The organism is Rhizobiaceae bacterium (genome assembly GCA_023953835.1).
GTDB lineage: Bacteria > Pseudomonadota > Alphaproteobacteria > Rhizobiales > Rhizobiaceae > Mesorhizobium_G.
The window spans coordinates 897,811-919,702 of the sequence record JAMLJB010000001.1; the positions used below are offsets into that span (position 1 = coordinate 897,811).

Below are 21,892 nucleotides of genomic sequence, written 5' to 3' on the forward strand. Positions count from 1 at the left end.
CCGCATATGTCCGTTACCAAGGAAGCCGTCGTCGCGAAGCTCAGGACCATTCAGGGTCCCGATTTCACGGGCAATCTTGTCGACCTCGGATTGGTGTCCGACATATTCATCGCCGATTCCAAGGTTTTCTTTTCCATCACGGTTCCCGCCGCGCGCGCCCGCGAACTGGAACCGCTGCGCGCCGCGGCGGAACGCGCGGTCAAGGAAATGCCGGGCGTGGCAAGCGCGATGGTGGCGCTGACCGCCGAGAAGAAGGGCGGCGGAATGGAAAATGCTCCGCCGCGTCCTGCGCCGCCCCGTCCTGTGCCGCAAGCGCCACGCCCGCAAGCCCAACCGACGGAGTCACGCAAGCGCGGCGTGCCGGGCATCGACGCGATCATCGCGGTCGCCTCCGGCAAGGGCGGTGTTGGCAAATCCACGACGGCCGTGAACCTCGCACTGGGGCTACAGGCGCTCGGCCTCAAGGTCGGAGTGCTGGACGCAGACATTTACGGCCCGTCCATGCCGCGCCTGCTCGGCATCCATGGCCGGCCGCAGACAGTCGACGGCAAGATCCTGAAACCGATGGAGAATTACGGCCTCAAGGTCATGTCCATGGGCTTTCTGGTCGATGAGGAAACGCCGATGATATGGCGCGGGCCGATGGTGATGTCGGCGCTGACCCAGATGCTGCGCGAGGTGGAATGGGGAGAGCTTGACGTTCTCGTGGTCGATATGCCGCCGGGCACCGGAGATGCCCAGTTGACCATGGCACAGCAGGTTCCTCTGGCGGGCGCCGTGATCGTCTCAACACCGCAGGACCTCGCCCTGATCGACGCCCGCAAGGGCTTGAACATGTTTCGCAAGGTCGATGTTCCCTTGCTCGGTCTGGTGGAAAACATGAGCTATTTCATCGCGCCCGACACGGGCAAGCGCTACGACATTTTCGGCCATGGCGGCGCGCAGAAAGAGGCGGAGCGTCTCGGCGTTCCATTCCTCGGTGCAGTACCTTTGGAAATGGAAACGCGCGAGCTTTCCGACATCGGCGAACCGGTCGTCGCGTCGCGTCCCAATAGCGCCCAGACAAAGGTCTATCGCGAAATCGCGGCGAAGGCCTGGGAACGCCTGCAAGCCGAGACGAAGGCCGCGCAGGGACCAGCCATCATCTTCGAATAGCGCGTCGCTTGACCTTCCAGTCACTGGAAGCCCTATCTGAGCCGGGTACAACGAATCCGGCAAGAGAATGACCAGTCACGACCCCCACACCATGCACGCCCACGCACACGATGGAAGCTGCTGTTCCGGTAGCGGCAAGCCTAAGAACCATGTCACGCGCGATCCCGTTTGCGGAATGCTCGTCGATCCGCAAGCCGGCAAACCGCGCGTGGAACATGCCGGCCGGACGTTCCACTTTTGCAGCGAAGGCTGCCGGTCGAAATTCGCGAAGGAACCGGCGGAGTATCTAACCGCAACCGATCCCGTCTGCGGAATGACGGTCGACCGGTCAAGTGCCGCTCATTTCCTGAAACATCAGGGCAAGAAGTTCTATTTCTGCTCGGCCCGGTGCAAGGAACGCTTCGAGGCCGAACCGGCGAAGTTCGTCGGTGAGCGCGCCGCGCCGGACCCGATGCCGAAAGGTACGCTCTACACCTGTCCGATGCATCCCGAGATCATACGCGATGCGCCGGGCGACTGCCCGATCTGCGGCATGGCGCTTGAGCCTGTCTCCCCTTCCGCCGATTCGGGACCAAATCCCGAACTGGTCGATTTCACGCGTCGCTTCTGGATAAGTGCCGCGCTTTCCGTTCCCCTTTTTGTCATTGCCATGGCTCCGATGGTCGGCCTGCCTTTGCGCGAGTGGATCGGAGGAGAGTGGACCGTGTGGCTGGAACTCCTGCTCGCCACCCCCGTGGTGTTGTGGGCGGGCCTGCCTTTTTTCAGGCGCGGCTGGGCTTCCATCGTCAATCGCAGCCCCAACATGTGGACACTGATTTCCGTCGGTGTCGGAGCAGCCTATTTCTACAGCGTGTTCGCCACGCTTTTTCCGGACCTGTTCCCGCACCAGTTTCGGGGACATGGTGGTTCGGTGCCGGTCTATTTCGAAGCGGCGGCTGTCATCATCGCGCTTGTTTTTTTCGGTCAGGTTCTCGAACTGAGGGCACGCGAGCGCACCGGGTCGGCCATTCGCGCCCTGCTCGACCTTGCGCCCAAGTTCGCGCGGCGCATCGACGCCGACGGCAACGAGACGGATGTGCCGCTTTCAGAAATAAAATCCGGCGATCTGTTGAGGGTTCGCCCCGGCGAGAGCGTCCCCGTCGATGGAATCGTCACGGACGGCCAATCCGCAGTCGACGAATCCATGATAAGCGGCGAACCCCTGCCGGTCGAAAAACAGCCCGGAGCCGCGCTGATCGGCGGCACGCTGAATCGCAACGGAACGCTTGTCATGCGCGCCGAAAAGGTTGGCTCCGAAACGATGCTTTCGCGCATTGTCGAAATGGTCGCCAAGGCGCAGCGCTCTCGCGCGCCGATCCAGAGCCTCGCCGACAAGGTGTCGTCCTATTTCGTGCCTGCGGTGGTCGCGGTAGCGGCCATCGCTTTCGTTGCATGGGCGCTGCTCGGGCCGCAGCCCAGCATGATCTACGCCATCGTCGCAGCCGTTTCGGTTCTGATCATCGCCTGTCCTTGCGCGCTCGGCCTCGCCACCCCAATGTCGGTGATGACCGCGACCGGGCGCGGCGCGCAGGCGGGTGTGCTGGTCAAGGAAGCCGCCGCTCTGGAGCGGCTGGCGGAAATCGATACTATCATCGTGGACAAGACCGGCACGCTGACCGAAGGGCGTCCGCGCCTGACCGATGTCGTCGCGGCCGAAGGCATTTCGGAAACGGATATGCTCACGCTCGCCGCAAGTCTCGAAAAGGGTTCGGAACATCCGCTCGCCGAAGCGATCGTCGATGGGGCGAAGGAGCGCGGCGTGGTGACTAAGTCCGTTTCCGCCTTTCACGCCGTCACCGGCAAGGGCGTCATCGGTTTGATCGAGGACCGTGAGATCGCTCTGGGCAATGCCGCGCTGATGGACGAGGTGGGCGCTTCGACCGCCCCCTTTAGCGACGCCGCAACGTCGCTCGCCAGTGAGGGCAAGACGGCGATGTATGTCGCGTCCGGCGGACAGGTGCTGGGGATCGTCGCAGTCAGCGACCCGATCAAGTCCAACGCGGCAGAGGCCATCCGGGAACTGCATGGTCGCGGCATCAAGATCATCATGGCGACGGGGGATAGCGAGCGCACAGCGCACGCGGTTGCCGCAAAACTCGGCATCGACGAAGTTCGCGCCGGGATGCTGCCCGAGGCCAAGAAAGCGTTGGTCGACGAACTGCACGCAAAGGGCGTCAAGGTGGCGATGGCCGGAGACGGCGTGAACGATGCGCCCGCGCTCGCCGCTGCCGATGTCGGGATCGCCATGGGCACTGGCGCGGACGTGGCGCTGGAAAGCGCAGGCATCACGCTGGTCAAGGGCGATCTCGGCGGCATATTGCGCGCGCATCGTCTTGCCCGCGCAACCATCGCCAACATCAAGCAGAACCTCTTCTTCGCGTTCATCTACAACGCGGTCGGCGTGCCTGTCGCGGCGGGCGTTCTCTATCCGCTGCTGGGCGTCCTGCTTTCGCCCATGCTGGCGGCGGCGGCGATGAGCCTTTCCTCTGTTTCGGTGATCGGCAATGCGTTGCGCCTGCGCAGCCTCGACCTCACCTCGTGAAGCTCTGAGCGTTCCCCGCGTCGACATTGATGATGTTGCCGGTCGATTTCGACGACATTTCCGAAGCGAGGAAATACACCGCCTCGGCTATGTCTTCCGGGAAGACGGAACGCTTGAGCATCGAGCGCTTGCGATAGTGCTCCTCAAGCTCGTCGGGTTTCATCGAATAGGCCGCCGCACGCGCTTCGCGCCAGTCGCTCGACCATATCTTCGAGCCGCGCAGCACCGCATCCGGGTTCACCGTGTTGACCCTGATCTGGTGCTCCGCGCCTTCCAGCGCGAGGCAGCGCGCCAGATGAATCTCCGCTGCCTTGGCCGTGCAATAGGCTGCCGCGTTAGGTGACGCGGCAAGCCCGTTCTTGGATGCGATAAAGACGATGTTGCCGCCGGTCTTCTGCCGCTTGAACAGCCGAAACGCCTCGCGCGACACGAGGAAATAGCCCTTCGCCAGGATGTCGATGTTCCGGTCCCACATCGTCAGCGGCGTGTCCTCGATCGGCGCCGATGACGAAATGCCCGCGTTCGAGACCAGGATATCCCCTCCGCCGAAGGCAACCGCCATTTCCGCAAAGCCGGAGGCCACACCCGCCTCATCGGTAACATCGAGCTTCACGGTGTGGACAAAATCTTTTCCAAAAGACTTGCCGAGTTCGTCTCTTGCTTCGGCGAGCGCCCCTTCATCGATGTCGGCGAGCACGACACAAGCGCCTTCGCCCAGGAGGCGGATCGACGTTGCCTTGCCTATTCCGCCCGCGCCGCCGGTGACGAAGGCGACCTGGCCCGCGAGCGATTTCGGTTTCGGCATGCGCTGGAGCTTCGCCTCTTCGAGAAGCCAGTACTCAATGTCGAAGGCCTCCTGTTCGGACAGGCCCATATAGGTCGAGACGCCCGATGAGCCGCGCATCACATTGATGGCGTTCACATAGAACTCGCCCGAAATGCGCGCCGTGGCCTTGTCGGCGGCGAAGGTGAACATACCGACGCCCGGCATGAGGTAGACCACCGCATTCGGATCGCGGATCGCAGGCGAGTTGTCGTGCTTGCAGCGCGCGTAATAAGTGCGATAGGCGTCGCGATAGGCTTCGACCGCATGGGGCAGCGCAGCCAGAACGTCTTCCACATCCGGCTTTGCCGGGTCGAACTCGATGACCAGCGGCCTGATCTTCGTGCGCAGGAAATGGTCCGGGCAAGAGGTGCCAAGCGCGGCGAGCGGGCACAGGTTCCTCGAATTGACGAATTCCAGCACCGTATCCGAATCGTCGAAATGACCGACTTTGTGGCCACCCTCCGAGATCATCCCGCGAATGACGGGCATGATCCTCGCCGCGATTGCATGCCGCTGATCCGCCGGCAACGACTCCGTTGCCTGCCCTCCGAAGGGGGGCTTGCCCTTCGTTTCCGTCTCGAACCAGTCAATCGCCTTGTTGATCGTGTTGATGGTCGTTTCGTAGCATTCCTTCGGCGTGTCGCCCCATGTGAACAGGCCGTGGCTTTCCAGCACGACACCCTTCGCCCCGGGATTTTCGACACAGAACTTCTCCAGCCACAGACCAAGTTCGAAGCCGGGGCGCTTCCATGGAAGCCACCCGATCTCGTCACCGAAAATCTTCTGCGTCAGCGCCTTCGAATCCTTTGAGGCCGCAATCGCAATGATCGCGTCCGGATGCATGTGATCGACAAATGGACGCGGCACAAATGCATGAAGCGGAGTGTCGATGGAGGCGGCACGCGGATTGAGGTTGAAGGTGCAATGGGGCAAATAGCCCACCATTTCATCCTCATGCTCCAACCCGCGATAGAGCTTCTTCAGGGCGCGCAGCTTGTCCATGTACAGCGTCGCGAAGCCGTCGAGCTTGATGGACGCGCTGTCCCCGCCCGAACCCTTGACCCACAGCACCTCAACCTCTTCGCCGGTCAGCGGGTCTTTCTGCCGGACCTTGGACGAAGTGTTGCCGCCGCCGTAGTTGGTGACCCGCTTGTCCGCCCCGAGGATGTTGGATCGATAGACCAGCCGCTCCGGTTCCGACAGGCCGGCAGCCTTCGCGTCATCCCACAGCTTCGAGAGCCGCGCGGCGGTGTGCTTTTCAACCATGGGGCAATCCTCCCGGTGCGAACCTGTGTCCGCAAGCCGCATGATTTCATGCGCAACACTTGCCGAAAGTCAATCACAAAAAGATGAAAATCAATCATATTGCGGTGCAATACAGCTTGCTTGCAGTGCGAAATGATTGATTTTATGCACAACGAGCTTGCCAGCACTTCAAATATGCGTAAGTTAGATCATGCCTCTGTTGATAAGAGGCTTGGGAGGAGCAGCTTGAGCGATTTGGTCCGCCGGCGGCAGATCGTGGAACTGTTGCGCGACAGGCCTTTCGCGTCGGTTCGCGAATTGCAGGAACGCCTGGGCGTTTCGGCGGCAACCGTGCGCCGCGACATCGACAAGATCGATGAACTCGGCACGGCGCGCAAAGTCTATGGCGGCGTTTCCGCGCTGGACGGAGCAGCCAGCGTCGCGACTGCCTATGCCCGCCCCTATGACGAAAACCGCGACCTTGCGGTGGACGCGAAACGCGCCATCGCGGACCTTGCGGCCACGATGGTCCAGGATGGCGACGCCGTGATCGTCAATGGCGGCTCGACCTGCTTTCACCTCGGCGTCAAGCTTGCCGACAGGAACATCAGGCTCTTCACCAATTCCATGCCGCTGGCGGCATTTCTGGGCGATCACGGAAAGTGCAGCCTGACCGTTGCAGGCGGTGAACTGCACCGTGAGCCGCGCGTCATCTATTCACCGCAGTTCATGCCGCAATTCTATGCATCGAAATTCTTCCTCGGCGCGCAGGGCATCGGGCCGGACGGCCTCCTCGAATCGCACCCGCTGATGGTGCGCTCGATCGTCGAGCTGAGTCAGAATTCCGACCAGATCATCGTTCTGGCGGACAGCCGCAAGTTCTCCATTCATGCCCGCAACGTTTCGCTTCCGCTGTCGCGCATCGCAGCCGTCATCACCGATGACGGCCTCACCGATCAGGCCGCGCGCATGCTGGAGAATGCCGGCATCGCAATCAAGATCGCCGGGCCAGGAGGTGCGCCATGAACCGCGCGCTGGCCGTCTTCGACTTCGGCAAAACCAATTCCAAGCTTTTCGTCTTTTCGCACGAGGGCGCATTGCTAGACGAACGGCGTATGAAGCCGGTCTGGATGCAGTATCGGGGTCGCAGCGTGCTGGACGACCAGCGCCTCGGCGATTGGATGATACAGGAACTCAGTGACGCGGCGAGCCGCTTCGATCTCTCCGGCGTCATGATCTCCGCCCATGGCTGCACCTTCGCGCTGACGCGGGGCGAGAGCGAGCTTCTGCATCCCGTGCTCGACTATGAGCAGGAAATTCCCGACGCGGTCGCAGCGGTGATCGACCCGATGCTTCCGGATTTTTCCGAGACCTTTACGCCCCATCTGCCGCTCGGCTTCTGCATTGCGCGGCATCTCTACTGGCTTGAGGCCGAAGAGCCGGAACGCCTTGCAGCGACGGACAATATTCTCTGCTACCCGCAATTCTGGGTCTGGCGACTTTGCGGCAGGCCCTTTGCCGAATTTTCCTATCTTGGCGCGCACAGTCATTTGTGGGCGCCGCTGAAGCGCGACTTCTCTTCACTGGTGGACCGGCTCGGCTGGCGAGGCAAGTTTCCGCCGATTGCGCCCGCAGGCGCCATCGTCGGCGAAGCTCGCATCGCGCTTTCCGACGGACGCGAGATCGCGCTTGCGGTGCACAACGGCGTGCACGATTCGAACGCCGCATTGGCCTATTACCGCATGACCGGCCTTACCGGTTTTACGCTTGTTTCAACCGGAACCTGGGTCATCATCATCAATCTCGACTGTCCGCTCGATGCGCTCGACAAGGACCGGGACATGATCTCGAATGTCACGGTCGACGGCGAACCCGCGCCTTCGCTGCGCTTCATGGGCGGCCGCGAATATGACCTCATAAGCGGCGGATGGAACGAACCGATCTCACGCACGGCGATCGAGAACGTCATTGCACGGGGTGTGTTCGTCATGCCGTCCTGGACCGCAGGAGGTCCCTTTCCCGAGACGCGTGGCGAAATCGTCGGCGGCGACGCGGAAGGCGAGGAGCGCGCAGCAGCGGCGGTTCTCTATGTGGTGATGATGACCGATCTGTCGCTCGACCTGATCCACTCGGACAATGCGATTATAGTCGATGGTGGGCTTGCGAGGATCGAAGCCTTCACTTCCATGCTCGGACAACTTCGCAGAGGGCAGAAAATGCTCCGCAGTTCGATGAGCGAAGGCTCCGCGACGGGGGCCGCCGCGCTTGCGTTCAAGGCGCTCGGGCTGGCCCCGTTCAGCGACGAAACCGTTGAAATTGACGCGGGTGCGATCGACGGTCTGGAAGCCTATCGGGACCGCTGGCGCGAACTCGCGGAAACCCGTCGGGCAAGGGAGCGCGGCGCATGACGACCTCCGAACCCTTCGTCAGGCTGGAGAAAATCTCCAAATCCTTCGTCGGCGTGAAAGTGTTGAAGGATGTGAGCTTCGACGTGCGGCCCGGCGAAGTTCACGCGCTGCTCGGCGAAAACGGGGCCGGAAAATCGACCCTCATCAAAATCCTGTCTGGACTGTACCAACCTGATGGCGGCTCCATCTTCGTTGGCGGCGAAGAAACGAAATTCGGCTCGACGCGCGATGCGACTGCGGCGGGCATCGCAACCGTCTATCAGGAGCTTCTCCTGTTTCCCGAGCTGTCCGTCGCGGAAAACGTGTTCCTTGGCCACTACCCGCGCACGGCAGCGGGCATCATCGACTGGTCGGCTGTGCGCGCACGCACCCGCGACCTGCTGGACTCGCTCGATACCTACGAGCTTGACGTGGACGCGAAGGTGCTGACGCTGTCGGTCGCGCAACGCCAGCGCGTCGAGATCGCCAAGGCGCTCAGCCGAAATGCGCGCATCCTTATCATGGACGAACCGACTGCCTCACTGGTTGAATCCGACGTCCAGCGGCTGATGTCCATTGTCCGCCAGCTGCGCGAACGCGGCGTCGGCATCATCTATGTCAGCCATCGCATGCCGGAAATTTTCGCGCTGGCAGACCGCGTGACCGTGCTGCGCGACGGCGCATTCGTCGCGACGAAGGACATCCACGAAGTCACCGAGCAGGACCTCGTGTCGCTGATGGTCGGACGCTCCATCGAGAGCCTGTTTCCGAAGGCGGACGTTCCCATCGGCGAGACCGTGCTTGAGGTTAAGAGCCTCAATCACGGACGCCATGTGCAGGACATTTCCTTTTCGTTGCGGAAGGGTGAAATCCTCGGCGTGGCGGGTCTCGTTGGTAGCGGGCGCACGGAACTTGCGCTCACCCTGTTCGGAATGACGCCCGCAACGAGCGGCCAAGTCACGCTCGACGGCAGGCCGGTGCGCATCGGTTCGCCCATACAGGCGCGCGACCTGGGCATCGCCTATGTGCCGGAAGATCGCGGCCTGCAAGGTCTCGTCAAGGCGATGGCCATCCGCAAGAACATCACGATGGCGACCATCGACAAGGTGTCGAGCGGCATCTTCATCCGCGCTTCTGCAGAGGCAAAACGGGCGCTCGCGGCGGTGAAGCGGCTCGGCGTGCGCTGCCGCGACATCGACCAGCCGGTCGGCCAGCTTTCGGGCGGAAATCAGCAGAAGGTCGTCATCGCCAAATGGCTGGAAACCCATCCGAAGGTGCTGATCCTCGACGAGCCGACGCGCGGCGTCGATGTCGGCGCGAAATCCGAAATCCATTCCATCATGGGCGAGTTGGTGCGCAACGGCGTGGCCATCCTGATGATCTCCAGCGAACTGCCGGAAGTTCTCGGCATGAGCGACCGTATCCTCGTGATGAGCGGCGGACGCATCACCGACGTGATTTCACGCGCGGACGCCACGGCGGAACGGGTCGGCGCCGCGATGACCGCGCATCGAACGGCGGAGGCGGCATGATGGCCATGACCGACCTCGACCTGCCTCCGGTCCGGCCAGCCCGAGTGGCCCAACGGCCCGGCGCATTCCAGCGGCTGATGTCCGACTATGGGCAGGAGATCGTCGTCCTTCTCGCTATCGTCGCGCTGTTCGTGGTTGTGACCATCGTCAACCCGCGCTTCATCAGCGCCAACAACCTCACCACCATTTTCGCCGGCAACGCCTATATCGCCATCGCCGCCATCGGCATGTCGATGGTCATCATCACCGGTAATATCGACGTGTCCGTCGGCGCGCTGATCGGCGTTCTCGCGACCATATCGGGCACGCTCGCCGTCGCTGGATATCCGGTATGGGTTGCGTGGTTCATCCCCGTGCTGGTCGGCATGGCGATCAATGGCGTGATCGGCACTCTCGTTGCCTATGCCCGCATTCCGTCCATCGTCGTCACGCTCGGCGCGCTGTCGATCCTGCGCGGAGGCCTCATCAGCGCGACCGGTGGCACATGGATCAGCGACCTGCCCCCAACCTTCATGATCGCGCAGAAGAAGCTGTTCGGCCTGCCGGTGCCGCTCGTGGCGATGGTCGTGCTGACGCTGCTTGCGGCTGCATGGATGCGCTACTCGGCCTTCGGGCGCTCGCTCTACGCGCTTGGCGGCAATGCGGAAGCGGCAGTCGCAACCGGCATCCCCGCCGAGCGGCGCATCGTTGCCGTGTTCGTCATTCACGGCATGTTCGCCGGGCTGGCGACCATCCTGTTCGCCACGCAATTGCAGGTCATCCAGTCGACGGTTCCGCCGAACCTCGAACTCACCATCATCACGGCGGCGGTGATCGGTGGCGTCTCGATCCTCGGCGGCTCAGGCACCGTGATCGGCTCGACGCTCGCCGCGATCCTGTTCGCCACCATCGGCTCGGCGCTTATCTTCACGAACGTATCCGCCTACTGGCTGCGCGCGGTGATCGGCCTGCTGATCCTTGCGACGGTGCTTGCCGACATGTACCGGCGCAGCAGGAGGATCTGAGGCGATGAGGCTCGCATCCCTGCTGAGGCACGAAGTGTTACTCGCCATCCTTCTGGCGGTCGTGTTGCTCATATTGTCATTCCAGTCCGACAAATTCTTCACCGTTAGCAACCTGCTCAACCAGGGACGGTTGATGACCGAAACAGGCCTGATCGCCATCGCGATGACCTTCATCATCGCAACAGGCGGCATCGACCTATCGGTCGGCTCGATCCTCGGTCTGACGGCGATCCTGACTGGCGTTTTCTGGCAGAATGTCGGCCTGCCGCTCCCCTTCGCGGCGCTGGCGGCAATCGCCGTCGGCACCTTCGCGGGATTTGTAAACGGCGTCATCATCACGCGCTTCCGCGTGCCGCCGCTGATCGCCACCCTCGCCACGCTCGCGCTTTATCGCGGATTGGCGGAAGGCATCAGCCAAGCGCGCTCCGTGCGCGGCTATCCAGACTGGTTTTACGTGCTCGGACAAGGCGAGGTGCTTGGCGTCCCGACGCAGTTGTGGCTGCTCTTCGTCGCCGCGATCCTTGCCTCGATCATCCTTGCCTATACGCGCTGGGGACGCACGGTGTACGCCATCGGCAACAACGAAGTCGCAGCGCGCTTTTCGGGCCTTTCCGTCGAAGGCACAAAGCTTGCGCTTTACACCGTCTCGGGTTTCGCGGCTGCCGTTGCCGCAGTGATCTTCGTTTCCCGTGTCTCGACGACCCGCTCGGACATGGGCACAGGTATCGAGCTGGACGCCATCACGGCGGTGGTGCTCGGCGGCACATCGATCTTCGGCGGTCGCGGCACGATCGTCGGCACCATGATCGGCCTGTGCCTCATTCAGGCATTGAAGAACGGCCTGTCTCTGGCAGGCGTCAAGGGCGACGGCACAATCATGCTGATCGGCGCAGTTCTGATACTGGCGATACTCGCCAGCAACCTCTTCGAGAGGAGCGGCACTCGATAATTCGGGAGTAGATCGTCGTCACTGCCGCTCTCCGGTGAGACGATATCTGGAGGAGAAAATGGGTAAAGTACTGCTATCCGCATTCCTGGCCTTGTCCTTCTCGACAAGCCTCAGCCAAGCGCAGTCGGCATGGACCGGCGGCGATGACCTGCCTACCAATCCGCTGGCCTGCGACGCCACCCCACCGACGGCGACGGCCAAGCCCTATGACGGCGGTGAGCCCACCAATGCGCCGGACCGCAAGGGCAAGACGCTCGAAGTCGTGGACGTGCCGAAGCTGGTCGGCATCGGCTATTTCAACGCCACATCCAAAGGCATTGCCGATGCGGCCAAGGAAATGGGCACGATGAACGCCAAGACGGACGGCCCGAGCAAGGCGAACATCGATGACCAGATCACGCTGATCGACAACTACATCACCAGCGGCGTGGACGGCATCCTGTTCGCCGCCAACGATCCGGTGGCCATCGCGCCCGTGCTGAAGAAGGCGCTCGCGGCCGGCATCAACGTGGTCGGCTATGACGCCAACTCCACGCCCGATGCGCGCCAGTGGTTCGTCAATCAGGCGGAGTTCAACGGCATCGCCAAGTCGATGGTCGACGCGATGGCCGCCGAGATCGGGGACGACGGTGCTTTCGCCATCGTGACCTCGACCTTCACGACGCCGAACCAGGCACGCTGGATCTCCGAGATGGCCGCTTATCAGGCCAAGTGCCATCCAAACATGAAGTGGCTCGAAACGGTGGAAGCACAGGAAGACAATATCCTGTCCTTCAATCAGGCGAATACGCTCATCAACAAATATGGCGATGAGATGAAGGGCATCTTCGGCATGACTTCGGTTGCCACCCCGGCTGCCGCCGACGCCGTGACACAGGCCAACAAGTGCGGCAGCATCTCGGTCGTGGGACTGGCGACGCCGAATGCCATGAAGCCATACGTGTCCTCCGGCTGCGTCAAATCGGTGGTGCTTTGGAACCCGGTCGATCTCGGCTATGCGGCGGCCTATGTGCTGCGCGCCGTGGCCGACGGCGACCTCAAGGCCGGAGCGACCTCGGTGAAGGCCGGGAAGCTGGGTGATCTGTCCGTCATCAACGGTTCGGAAATCCTGCTCGGCGCGCCCTTCGTGTTCACGAAGGACAACATCAACGATTTCGACTTCTGACACATCTCTTGTCGAGGCGGTCCGCTGCATCGCGGCGGGCCGCAACCTTTCCCGGAATAAAACGATGTCCGACTGGCACACTGAACTTGAGGCGCTTCGCGATTTCTCAGCACGGATCGGTGCCGACCCGCTGCTGACGCAGGGAGCGGGCGGGAACACGTCGATCAAGGCTGGCGATGTCTTGTGGATCAAGGCATCGGGCACCTGGCTCGCCCATGCGCGCGAGCGCGAGATCATGGTTCCGGTCGCGATTCCACCCCTCATCGATGCGGTACGCAGCTTCGACCCGCGTGCCGACCGCGCGCAGGAATTTACACTGACCGAACTCAATCCGGGCGGCTTGCGCCCTTCCATCGAGACCACGGTTCACGCCTTGATGCCGCATCGCGTGGTGGTACATGTGCACTGCGTCGACACAATCGCGCTGGCCGTCCGCACCGATTGCGAAACGCTGCTGGCAGAACGCCTCGACGGCATCAGATGGGCGCTGGTCCCTTATGCGCGGCCCGGACTACCCTTGGCGCTCGCCATTGATGCGAAACTCGGCACAGAGCCGGATGTGCTTGTGCTTGCCAATCACGGACTGGTCGTCGCCGCCGACACGGTTGAGGAAGCGGAACGTCTGCTCGACACAGTCAAACAAAGGCTGCGCGCCGCTCCGCGCAATGTCGGTTCCTTCGACGAAACGGCATTGGCGAGGCACGCAAATGCAGGCGACTATCGCCTGCCGACCGACGAGGCCGTCCACGGCGTTGCGCTGGATGAATGGGCGTTGAAGGTGGCCGAAGGCGGTAGCCTCTATCCCGACCACGTCATCTTTCTCGGAGCCGGAACTGCGGTCGCGCAAGACGGTGAAACCCTCGAACAGGTCGAGGCGCGCCTCGGTTTCGCCCCCGCGGCACTGGTCTTTCCGGGGCGGGGCGTATTGATGCGCTCCGATGCGACGGAAGGCGCGCAGGCGATGGCGCGCTGCCTCTCGGACGTGACACTGCGCATCCCGGAAGGCGCGCCGATCCGCTATCTTTCTGAAGAGGATCACGACCAGCTTCTCAACTGGGATGCCGAGAAATACCGGCAGCAACTGAACCGCGCGGCTTCGGCATGAGCCCGCTCGTCGTCGGCATCGACATCGGCACCTCCGGCGCGCGAGCCGCAGCCATGGGCGTCAGGGGAACGATCGCGGCGCAGGCGGCAACCAGCTTCGGTCGGGCGGACAGCACGGTGCGCAATCCCGAGCGCTGGTGGGATGCGGTCGGCAAGGCGTTGACCGCCGTCCTGCAACAGATCGATCCAAAGACGGTGCGTGCCATCGCTGTCGATGGTACGTCAGGTACGGTGTTACCCGTTGATGCGGCAGGCACGCCGCTGGCACAGCCGCTCATGTACAATGATGCGGTTTCCGACCAATCCATCGTCACGAACATTTCCCGACTGGCGCCCGCCGAAAGCGCCGCCCACGGCGCGAATTCCGGCCTTGCGCGAGCGCTCCTGTTCTCGAACGTCGCGCATGTCCGCAAGATCATCCATCAGGCCGACTGGATTGCGGGCCACTTCTCCGGCCGCTTCGACCTGAGCGACGACAACAATGCGCTCAAGACAGGCTATGACCCCGTCACTCGGGCTTGGCCGGACTGGATCGCCGAGACCGGCCTTTCTCCGGCGCTGCTGCCGGAGGTGAGAGAACCCGGCAGTCCGTTCGGCACAATCGCCCAAGCCGCGGCCCGCCGGTTTGGCCTGCCGGATGATGTCGTCATCGTGGCGGGTACCACGGACGGCTGCGCATCGTTTCTCGCCACGGGCGCGAGCAAACCGGGCGACGGCGTAACCGCGCTGGGCTCATCGCTCACCATCAAGCTTCTCTGCGACCGACCGATCTTCGCGCCCCAATTCGGGATCTACAGCCACCGCATCGGCGACACCTGGCTGGCGGGTGGCGCTTCGAACACGGGCGGGCGGGTGCTCGCCCAATTCTTCGACGCAGACCGGCTGGCCGCACTGTCGGCCCGGATCGACCCCTCAACCCCGAGCGGCCTGAACTATTACCCGCTGCCGTCGCGCGGCGAGCGTTTTCCATTCGCCGATCCCGGTCTGGAGCCGCGCATGTCACCGCGCCCCGGCGATGACGCATTGTTTCTGCAGGGGTTGCTGGAGGGAATAGCCGCCATCGAGCAATTGGGATACCAGCGTCTCGCTGAGCTTGGCGCGCCACAATTGTCGAGCCTGCGCACGGTCGGCGGCGGCGCCGCCAACGCAGTGTGGACAGCAATTCGACACAGACTCCTGAGCGTTCCAATGCCGGATGCCGACAGCACGGATGCGGCGGTGGGCACGGCTCGGCTTGCGCTCAAGGGCGCAATCGCTTCGGGAGTAGTGGCATGAGTTTTCCGCACCACCAGCTCGGCGGCGTGCGGGATCTGGTTCCGATGTTCGATGCGTTCCTCATCGACCAGTTCGGCGTGCTTCACGATGGCAGTGCGCCCTACCCCGGCGCGGTGGAGACCCTGACGAACCTCAAGAGTACGGGTAAGACGATCGTGCTGCTCTCCAATTCGGGCCGCCGCTCCGCGCCCAATGAAGAACGATTGCTGCGTCTTGGCTTCAGGAAGGGAAGTTGGGACAGCTTTTTGTCATCCGGCGAAGTCGCCTGGCGCATGCTTGCCACCTCCCCCGACCATGCTGGCCGCAATTGCCTGCTGCTCGCGCGCGGCGGGGACAAGTCTGCGATTGAGGGACTGCCGCTCAACCTCGTCGAAACCGGGAACGATGCTGATGTCGTCCTGCTGTCGGGCAGCGAGGCGGACACATATGACATGGACCACTATCGCAGATTGCTCGAGCCTGCCGCTACGCGACAAGTCCCCTGCATCTGCACGAACCCGGACAAGATCATGCTGACCCCGGTTGGCCCGCGTTTCGGCGCGGGGCAGATCGCCGAAGTCTATGCCGGCATGGGCGGCCCGGTGAAATGGATCGGCAAGCCCTTTCCGGAAATCTATGATGCGGCGAAGGAACTCATCGGCCATGCGCTCGCCGCGCGAACCGCCTGCATTGGCGACAGCATCGAGCATGACATTGCGGGCGGGCAGCAGGCGGGCCTGTCGACGGTCCTTGTCGCGACGGGCGTGCTGGACAGCCTGTCCGATGGCGAACGGGCCGAACTGTACAAGAAACATGGCGCGGCCCCTGACTATTTGCTGCCTGCCTTCGCGTGGTGAGGATCGATCATATGGAAACAATGATTGGCCGCGACGTCGTCGCGAAAGAAAACGACACACGCCTCAAGGCGCTCCAAAGCGATTTCGACGCCCTTGGCGAGCAACTCGACCGCAGGCGGATCGACATAAACACCATCCTGAAAAAGGTCGAGGCGTTCGGAGTCGCCATTCCTTCCTGGGGCGTGGGAACGGGCGGCACCCGTTTTGCCCGCTTTCCCGGCCAGGGAGAGCCGCGCGACGTGTTCGACAAGATCGAGGATTGCGCGGTGATCCAGCAACTGACCCGCGCGACGCCGACCGTTTCACTCCACATTCCATGGGACAAGGCAGATCCGAAGCGCCTCAAGCAGGCCGCGGCGCGCTTTGGCCTAGGCTTCGACGCGATGAACTCCAACACCTTCTCTGACGCCGCGGACCAGAAGCTGTCCTACAAATTCGGTTCGCTTTCCCATGCCGACCGGGCGACAAGGCAACAGGCAATCGAACACAACATCGAATGCATCGAGATCGGCAGGGAGATCGGTTCGAAGGCGCTTACGGTCTGGATCGGCGACGGCTCGAATTTTCCGGGACAGGTCAATTTCGCGCGCGCGTTCGAGCGCTATCTCGACTCAATGCGCGCGATCTATGCGGAACTGCCGCAGGACTGGCGGCTGTTTACGGAACACAAGATGTATGAACCCGCATTCTACTCGACCGTCGTGCAGGATTGGGGAACGAACTACATCATTGCGAAGGAGCTTGGCGAGCGCGCCTTTTGCCTTGTCGATCTCGGCCATCATGCGCCGAACGTGAACATTGAAATGATCGTGTCGCGGCTGATCCAGTTCGGCAAGCTTGGCGGCTTCCATTTCAACGATTCCAAATATGGCGATGACGATCTCGACGCGGGGTCCATCGATCCCTATCGCCTCTTCCTCGTTTTCAACGAACTGGTCGATGCCGAGCTTGCCGGAACGAAGGGGTTCGATCCGGCGCATATGCTCGACCAGAGCCACAACGTGACCGATCCGATTGAAAGCCTGATGATGTCGGCAATCGAGGTGCTGCGCGCCTATGCCGCCGCGCTGCTGGTCGACCGCGACGCATTGCGGTCATTCCAGGAAAGCAACGATGCGCTGATGGCCTCGCAGGCGCTCAAGACGGCGTTTCGCACGGATGTCGAGCCTATTCTTGCCATGGCGCGGCACAGGACGGGTGGCGCCATCGATCCGGTTGCGACCTATCGCGCGAGCGGCTATCGGGCCAAGGTCGCCGGGGAACGGCCCGCCGTCGCATCAGGCGGCGGCGGGATAGTTTGAAAGGTCAGGCCTTGCGCGGACGCGCGCTGTCGTTCGTGCCTTCCGCATCGGGCGCCAGCCCATAGCTCATGCGCTTCATCTGATCGATGACCCGCGTCATTTCGGCGTCGGGCAGGATCGGCGGCTCGCCAAGCATGAGCGCGTGGACATACATGCGCGAGAGCGTTTCGACCTCGATTGCGAGCCAGAGCGCGGCTTCCATATTCTTGCCGAGCGAAATCTGGCCGTGCTGGCCAAGCAGGCAGGCCAGCCTGTCCTTGAGCGCGACAAGGGCGTTGTCGGAAAGCGCTTGCGTGCCGAATGTGGCGTAGTCCGCGCAGCGTATCGTGGTGCCGCCCGCCACCCCCGTCATGTAGTGGAAACTCGGGATCGTCTTGTGATGGCACGCCAGGGTAGTCGCAAAGATCGAGTGGCAGTGCAGCACCACGTTGATATCGGTGCGCGCCTTGAGGATGTCGCGGTGAAAGCGCCACTCGGATGAAGGACGATGGCCGATATAGGTGCCGTCAAAATCCATCTCCACGATGTCGTCCGGGCTCATCGTATCGTAGGGCATGCCGGAGGGCGTGATAAGAAAGCCCTTGTCCAGCCGCACGGAGAGATTGCCTGCCGTGCCCTGATTGATGCCGCTGCTGTTCATCCGGCGGCAGATACCGACCATTTCCCTGCGCAGCGCCGCGTTATCCGTCATTTCAGCCACTCCATCTGATGCTGGCCATGCTGTTATCGACCAAATTTCAGATTGCCAAGTGGCTTGCAGCCTCCGTCGCTACGCGGCAGTTTTGTCGACGACCCAACGCTGCGAAACCGTGCAGCAAGGCGCAGTCGGAGAATAGTGCGTAAAGACGATATTGTCGTCTCCAAGCCCAGCCTCGCGGCAGGGAGGGCAGTAGAAATAGGGCTTCAGCTCGTCGGGCGCCGCGCCATGCGTCGCGCCGAGATAACGTGCGACGACGACGAGGTTCACGCTCACATTGTGATTGCAGCCGGCATTCGTGCATCGCGCTCGCACCTGATAGCCGCTCGCGATATACTCCCCAAGCGTTCGCGCGCTTTTCGGGTCTTCGACGCTTGGCAATGGGAAGATTTTGCGGGGCATGAATGTCGATCCTGGACACCCCGTTTACGTTGCGGAACCCGCTTTGCGCCAGTCCATACGAACTTATATGTGGACGATCCGGGAGGCATGAATGAGGGTCAGCACCGCGATAAAGATCACAGTTGCCTTGCTTGTCCTGAGCTGGTTGCCGCTCATTATCGTGGGCGCGCTGGGCATAAGCGACAACCCCATCGGCCTCGGGCTGCTGGCCATGGCGGGCACAATGCTTGCCGCAGTCTGGCTTGGCGCTTTCGCGCTCTACCGGATTCTGTTCTTCAGCTAGACCGCTTCACGTGAGCGGCGAAAGATAGATTTCCACGCGCCGGTTCTGGGCGCGACCTTCGGGCGTGGCGTTGCTGGCGATGGGACGCGTGTCTCCGAAACCGTTGATCGCCAAGCGGCGGCCATCCACGCGCTGGCTCACGAGATAGGATGCAACGGATGAGGCGCGGCGTTGCGACAATGCCTGATTGTGGCTCGCAGAGCCGGTCGAATCGGTGTGGCCGTTGATGTCGACGATTGTGCGATTGTATTTGTTGATGACCAGCGCCACCGCGTTGAGCGTTTCATAGAAGGCCGGGACCACCTGATCCTGGTCGGTCGCGAAGGTGATATTGGACGGCATGTTGAGGATGATCTGGTCGCCGTTGCGGGTGACAGACACACCGGTGCCGCGAAGGAAGCCGCGCAGTTCAGCCTCCTGCCGATCCATGTAGCTACCGACCGCGCCGCCCGCGAGCGCACCGATGCCAGCGCCGATCAACGCATTTCGCCGGTCATTTCCGCCTGCAAGCAGGCCAATGCCTGCACCGGCAAGCGCACCGATGCCAGCGCCGCCGGCAGTATTGGAAAGCTTTTGCTCGCCCGTAAATGGATCGGTGGTGCAGCCTGCGATAAGGGTCATCGCGACGGCACCCGCAACCAGTTTCTTCATCTTTGGCTCCCTTTCCAACGCTCGTGCGAGCACCAACCGATTCCATTTGTATTTGTCGGAATATGGCGGAATTGAAAGCGCGGCAACCTCAATGCCCACCATCTCCACAGTTCGGCAGTTTCCGCACCGCGCATTCCGGGCAGGTTGTGTTTCGCTGTTGATGGCCGCAATTGCTTCGGCTATGTAGCGCGAGCGTTTGATATTTCATCGCTGCCGTGCCATCAGCACCCGTAGCTCAGCTGGATAGAGCGCTGCCCTCCGAAGGCAGAGGTCACAGGTTCGAATCCTGTCGGGTGCGCCAGGCATCCTGAGAAAGAGCGAGGAAGCTTTGGCTATCACGGTCACCCGTTCTGGCAGGGCGGCAGCTTAGGCATAGCCGTCCCGGCGATTCGCCCGGTTCACGCCGTGAGTGTCACTGTCCGGACAAGAGCATACTCAAATGTGGCACGGCTCAATTTCTCAAGTTCGCTCGCGCTTCGTGACGCGTCAGTATTCGCGCGGCCGCAACACTTGCGAGAAGCGCGGGTCTTCCCGGATTGAATCGAAGTCGGCGTCGTTTCTCATCATATCGATGGTGTTCTGAGGAACGTCCCGGCCCGCCCTTTCGAGATAGCGCAGCGCATCCTCCACCTCGCCGAACCTTGCGTGGATACCGGCGGCATTGACCAGAGCTATGAATTCGTCCGGGTCGATCGCGAGCGCACGCTCCAACCAAGCATAAGCTTTCGTTCTGTCCCCGAGATAAGCAAATGCGAGCGCGCCCCGGTGCAATGGCGAAGCCATTTCCGGATAGAGGCGCGACGCCCGTTCCGCCCTCTCGACGCACTCTCGTGCCCATTCAATCCTGTCGGGATCGTCCTTGTCGACAAAGCCGGCGATCATGATCGGTGAAACGTAGTCGTCCGGTCGCAGGCGGGCAGCCAGCTTGAACAAGGAAACCATATGCTTCCGGTCGTTGCGGAAGCGGACGATGGTTGACGCGTAAAAGAAGTTGGCTTCGAACGAATTGGGATCGAGAACAAGCGCTTCCTTGTATGAGCGATCCGCCTCATCGTATTTCTCCATGCAGAATTGCGCGAAACCGTGGGCGATACGTGCTTCGGGAAGACCGGGGTCGAGGTCGAGCGCCTTTTCTGCAATCGGCAGGATATCGTCTGCGGACACGTGCTGGCCATGCCAATCGCGCAGATAGCAATCGCAAATGACCATGCCCGCATAGGCGCGCGCGTAACCCGGATCAAGTTCCGCCGCCTTTCCGAACATGCGCCTGGCAAGCAGGAGGTTGGATTTGGTCAAGGCCTGCATCAACTGCCTGCCGCGCAGTTCATGATGGTACGCCTCGATGTTCTCGGTACGCGCCTGCCGGATAGCCTGTCGCTCATCCGGCAGAAGTTCCAGTTCAAGGTGCCGGACAACAGCCTCGGTTATCTCATCCTGAATTGCGAACACATTCGCGAAGTTGCGGTCGAATCGCTCGGCCCAAAGCAGTTCGCCGCTTGCACCTTCAAGCAGGCGCGTGGAGACACGCACGCGCTCGTCGAGAAGGCGCACGCTTCCTTCCAGAAGATATTGAACGCCGAGATCCCGCGCGATCTCGCTTCCTCGCAGGTCGCGCCCCCTTGTGGCGAAGCTGTAGTTCTTCGAGACGACCCGCAGCCTCCGACTCTTTGCCAGCGCCGTGGTGATGTCTTCCGCAATGCCGTCAGAGAACCATTCCTGATCGTTGCCGCCAGTCTCAAAAGGCAAGACCGCAATCGACGGCTTGCCGGGCGGCGAGACGACCGATGGCTCCGGTGCACGGTCGAGCGGAACTGTCCGAACCCGGTAGATCTGGACGGGCCTTGCGATGTTCTTGAGCGATTTTGGGCCGAGATCGTCGAATGTCGAGGCGATCTTGCGGTTGACCTGATCGTGAACGCTTGCGGAAACATATATCTCGCCGGGCTGGGCCAGGCTTTGAAGCCGCGCGGCGACATTGATCCCGTCGCCATAGAGATCGCCGCCGTCAATGACCACATCGCCGAGATTGATGCCGACGCGCAGGACGATGCGGCGTGCTTCGGGCAGGCTCGAATTTGCCTCTGCCATCCGCGACTGTAGTTCGATACCCGCCGCAACCGCGTTTACCGCGCTGGTGAACTCCATCAGGAAACCGTCGCCCATCACCTTGACGATCCGCCCGCCATGCGCCAGCGCAATCGGCTGGAGGATCGTCGCGCGAACATCCTTGAGGGTGGCGAGTGTGGCCAGTTCGTCCGTTTCCATCAGCCGCGAATATCCCACGACATCCGCCATGACGATTGCTGCAAGTCGGCGCTGGACGCGTTCTTCGGTCATTGAGCGAGATGCACCTGAGGCGGAAACGTGGAGCGGATCGTATTTCCGCCGTGCGGAGATGTCCATTCGGCCGCGTCCGGTCGGCAGACACAGCAAATAGCGGTGAATATCCCGGCCATACAATATTATAGTTGCCTAATATACATATATGCAGTCCGGACG

Annotated in this window: 18 protein-coding genes and 1 tRNA gene; 14 read left to right on the top strand and 5 right to left on the bottom strand. The window is 62.0% G+C overall.

Translation table 11 applies throughout. From position 1 onward, the window contains the following. Window positions 1–6 precede the first annotated feature (6 nt). The gene (locus tag M9924_04205) at window positions 7–1,155 is read left to right on the top strand and encodes an Mrp/NBP35 family ATP-binding protein (GenBank protein MCO5063601.1); all 1,149 of its coding nucleotides are present in this window, start codon (window positions 7–9) and stop codon (window positions 1,153–1,155) included. A gap of 91 nt (window positions 1,156–1,246) precedes the next feature. Continuing rightward, complete coding sequence (locus tag M9924_04210; protein ID MCO5063602.1) at window positions 1,247–3,736, top strand: heavy metal translocating P-type ATPase; 2,490 nt, start codon at window positions 1,247–1,249, stop codon at window positions 3,734–3,736. Here the strand turns inward: M9924_04210 and M9924_04215 are convergent. Next, the gene (locus M9924_04215) at window positions 3,726–5,828 is read right to left on the bottom strand and encodes a bifunctional rhamnulose-1-phosphate aldolase/short-chain dehydrogenase (GenBank protein ID MCO5063603.1); all 2,103 of its coding nucleotides are present in this window, start codon (window positions 5,826–5,828) and stop codon (window positions 3,726–3,728) included. The two genes, M9924_04210 and M9924_04215, sit on opposite strands and share 11 nt — an antisense overlap. 225 nt (window positions 5,829–6,053) lie before the next feature. On the opposite strand from M9924_04215, the gene M9924_04220 reads away from it, so the two are divergent. From M9924_04220 to rhaI, 10 genes are all read left to right on the top strand, one after another. Next, the gene (locus M9924_04220) at window positions 6,054–6,833 is read left to right on the top strand and encodes a DeoR/GlpR family DNA-binding transcription regulator (protein MCO5063604.1); all 780 of its coding nucleotides are present in this window, start codon (window positions 6,054–6,056) and stop codon (window positions 6,831–6,833) included. After that, a complete protein-coding gene (locus M9924_04225) occupies window positions 6,830–8,215 on the top strand; it encodes a carbohydrate kinase (protein ID MCO5063605.1) in 1,386 nt (461 codons plus the stop codon). Before M9924_04220 ends, M9924_04225 begins: the two co-directional genes overlap by 4 nt. Beyond that, window positions 8,212–9,726, top strand: coding sequence for a sugar ABC transporter ATP-binding protein (locus M9924_04230; protein ID MCO5063606.1), 1,515 nt, complete (start codon window positions 8,212–8,214; stop codon window positions 9,724–9,726). Before M9924_04225 ends, M9924_04230 begins: the two co-directional genes overlap by 4 nt. Continuing rightward, window positions 9,726–10,730, top strand: coding sequence for an ABC transporter permease (locus M9924_04235; protein MCO5063607.1), 1,005 nt, complete (start codon window positions 9,726–9,728; stop codon window positions 10,728–10,730). The genes M9924_04230 and M9924_04235 overlap by 1 nt, the downstream gene beginning before the upstream one ends. Before the next feature lie 4 nt (window positions 10,731–10,734). Next, window positions 10,735–11,679, top strand: a complete 945-nt coding sequence (locus M9924_04240) for an ABC transporter permease (protein ID MCO5063608.1) — start codon at window positions 10,735–10,737, stop codon at window positions 11,677–11,679. Between the two features lie 58 nt (window positions 11,680–11,737). Then, a complete protein-coding gene (locus tag M9924_04245) occupies window positions 11,738–12,844 on the top strand; it encodes a substrate-binding domain-containing protein (protein ID MCO5063609.1) in 1,107 nt (368 codons plus the stop codon). Between the two features lie 64 nt (window positions 12,845–12,908). After that, complete coding sequence (locus M9924_04250) at window positions 12,909–13,949, top strand: class II aldolase/adducin family protein (protein ID MCO5063610.1); 1,041 nt, start codon at window positions 12,909–12,911, stop codon at window positions 13,947–13,949. Continuing rightward, entirely contained in the window at window positions 13,946–15,223 is a 1,278-nt protein-coding gene (locus tag M9924_04255; GenBank protein MCO5063611.1) for an FGGY-family carbohydrate kinase, read from the top strand. The genes M9924_04250 and M9924_04255 overlap by 4 nt, the downstream gene beginning before the upstream one ends. Continuing rightward, entirely contained in the window at window positions 15,220–16,059 is an 840-nt protein-coding gene (locus M9924_04260) for a TIGR01459 family HAD-type hydrolase (GenBank protein MCO5063612.1), read from the top strand. The genes M9924_04255 and M9924_04260 overlap by 4 nt, the downstream gene beginning before the upstream one ends. Before the next feature lie 11 nt (window positions 16,060–16,070). After that, the gene (gene rhaI / locus M9924_04265; GenBank protein ID MCO5063613.1) at window positions 16,071–17,360 is read left to right on the top strand and encodes an L-rhamnose catabolism isomerase; all 1,290 of its coding nucleotides are present in this window, start codon (window positions 16,071–16,073) and stop codon (window positions 17,358–17,360) included. Window positions 17,361–17,364: 4 nt separating this feature from the next. On the opposite strand, the gene M9924_04270 is transcribed toward rhaI, so the two are convergent. After that, window positions 17,365–18,060: a class II aldolase/adducin family protein gene (locus tag M9924_04270; protein MCO5063614.1), complete on the bottom strand. Its 696-nt coding sequence runs from the start codon at window positions 18,058–18,060 to the stop codon at window positions 17,365–17,367. Between the two features lie 69 nt (window positions 18,061–18,129). Beyond that, a complete protein-coding gene (locus M9924_04275; protein MCO5063615.1) occupies window positions 18,130–18,459 on the bottom strand; it encodes a hypothetical protein in 330 nt (109 codons plus the stop codon). A gap of 91 nt (window positions 18,460–18,550) precedes the next feature. Here M9924_04275 and M9924_04280 point away from each other — a divergent pair, with 91 nt between their 5' ends. Next, window positions 18,551–18,742, top strand: coding sequence for a hypothetical protein (locus M9924_04280; GenBank protein MCO5063616.1), 192 nt, complete (start codon window positions 18,551–18,553; stop codon window positions 18,740–18,742). 6 nt (window positions 18,743–18,748) lie between these two features. On the opposite strand, the gene M9924_04285 is transcribed toward M9924_04280, so the two are convergent. Next, window positions 18,749–19,393 (bottom strand): OmpA family protein, encoded by a 645-nt coding sequence (locus tag M9924_04285; protein ID MCO5063617.1) that lies wholly within the window; start codon window positions 19,391–19,393, stop codon window positions 18,749–18,751. Window positions 19,394–19,617: 224 nt separating this feature from the next. Between M9924_04285 and M9924_04290 the strand changes: the two genes are divergently transcribed. Further along, window positions 19,618–19,694, top strand: a tRNA-Arg gene (locus M9924_04290). Between the two features lie 185 nt (window positions 19,695–19,879). Here M9924_04290 and M9924_04295 read toward each other — a convergent pair. After that, entirely contained in the window at window positions 19,880–21,730 is a 1,851-nt protein-coding gene (locus tag M9924_04295) for an adenylate/guanylate cyclase domain-containing protein (GenBank protein ID MCO5063618.1), read from the bottom strand. Between the last annotated feature and the right edge of the window lie 162 nt (window positions 21,731–21,892).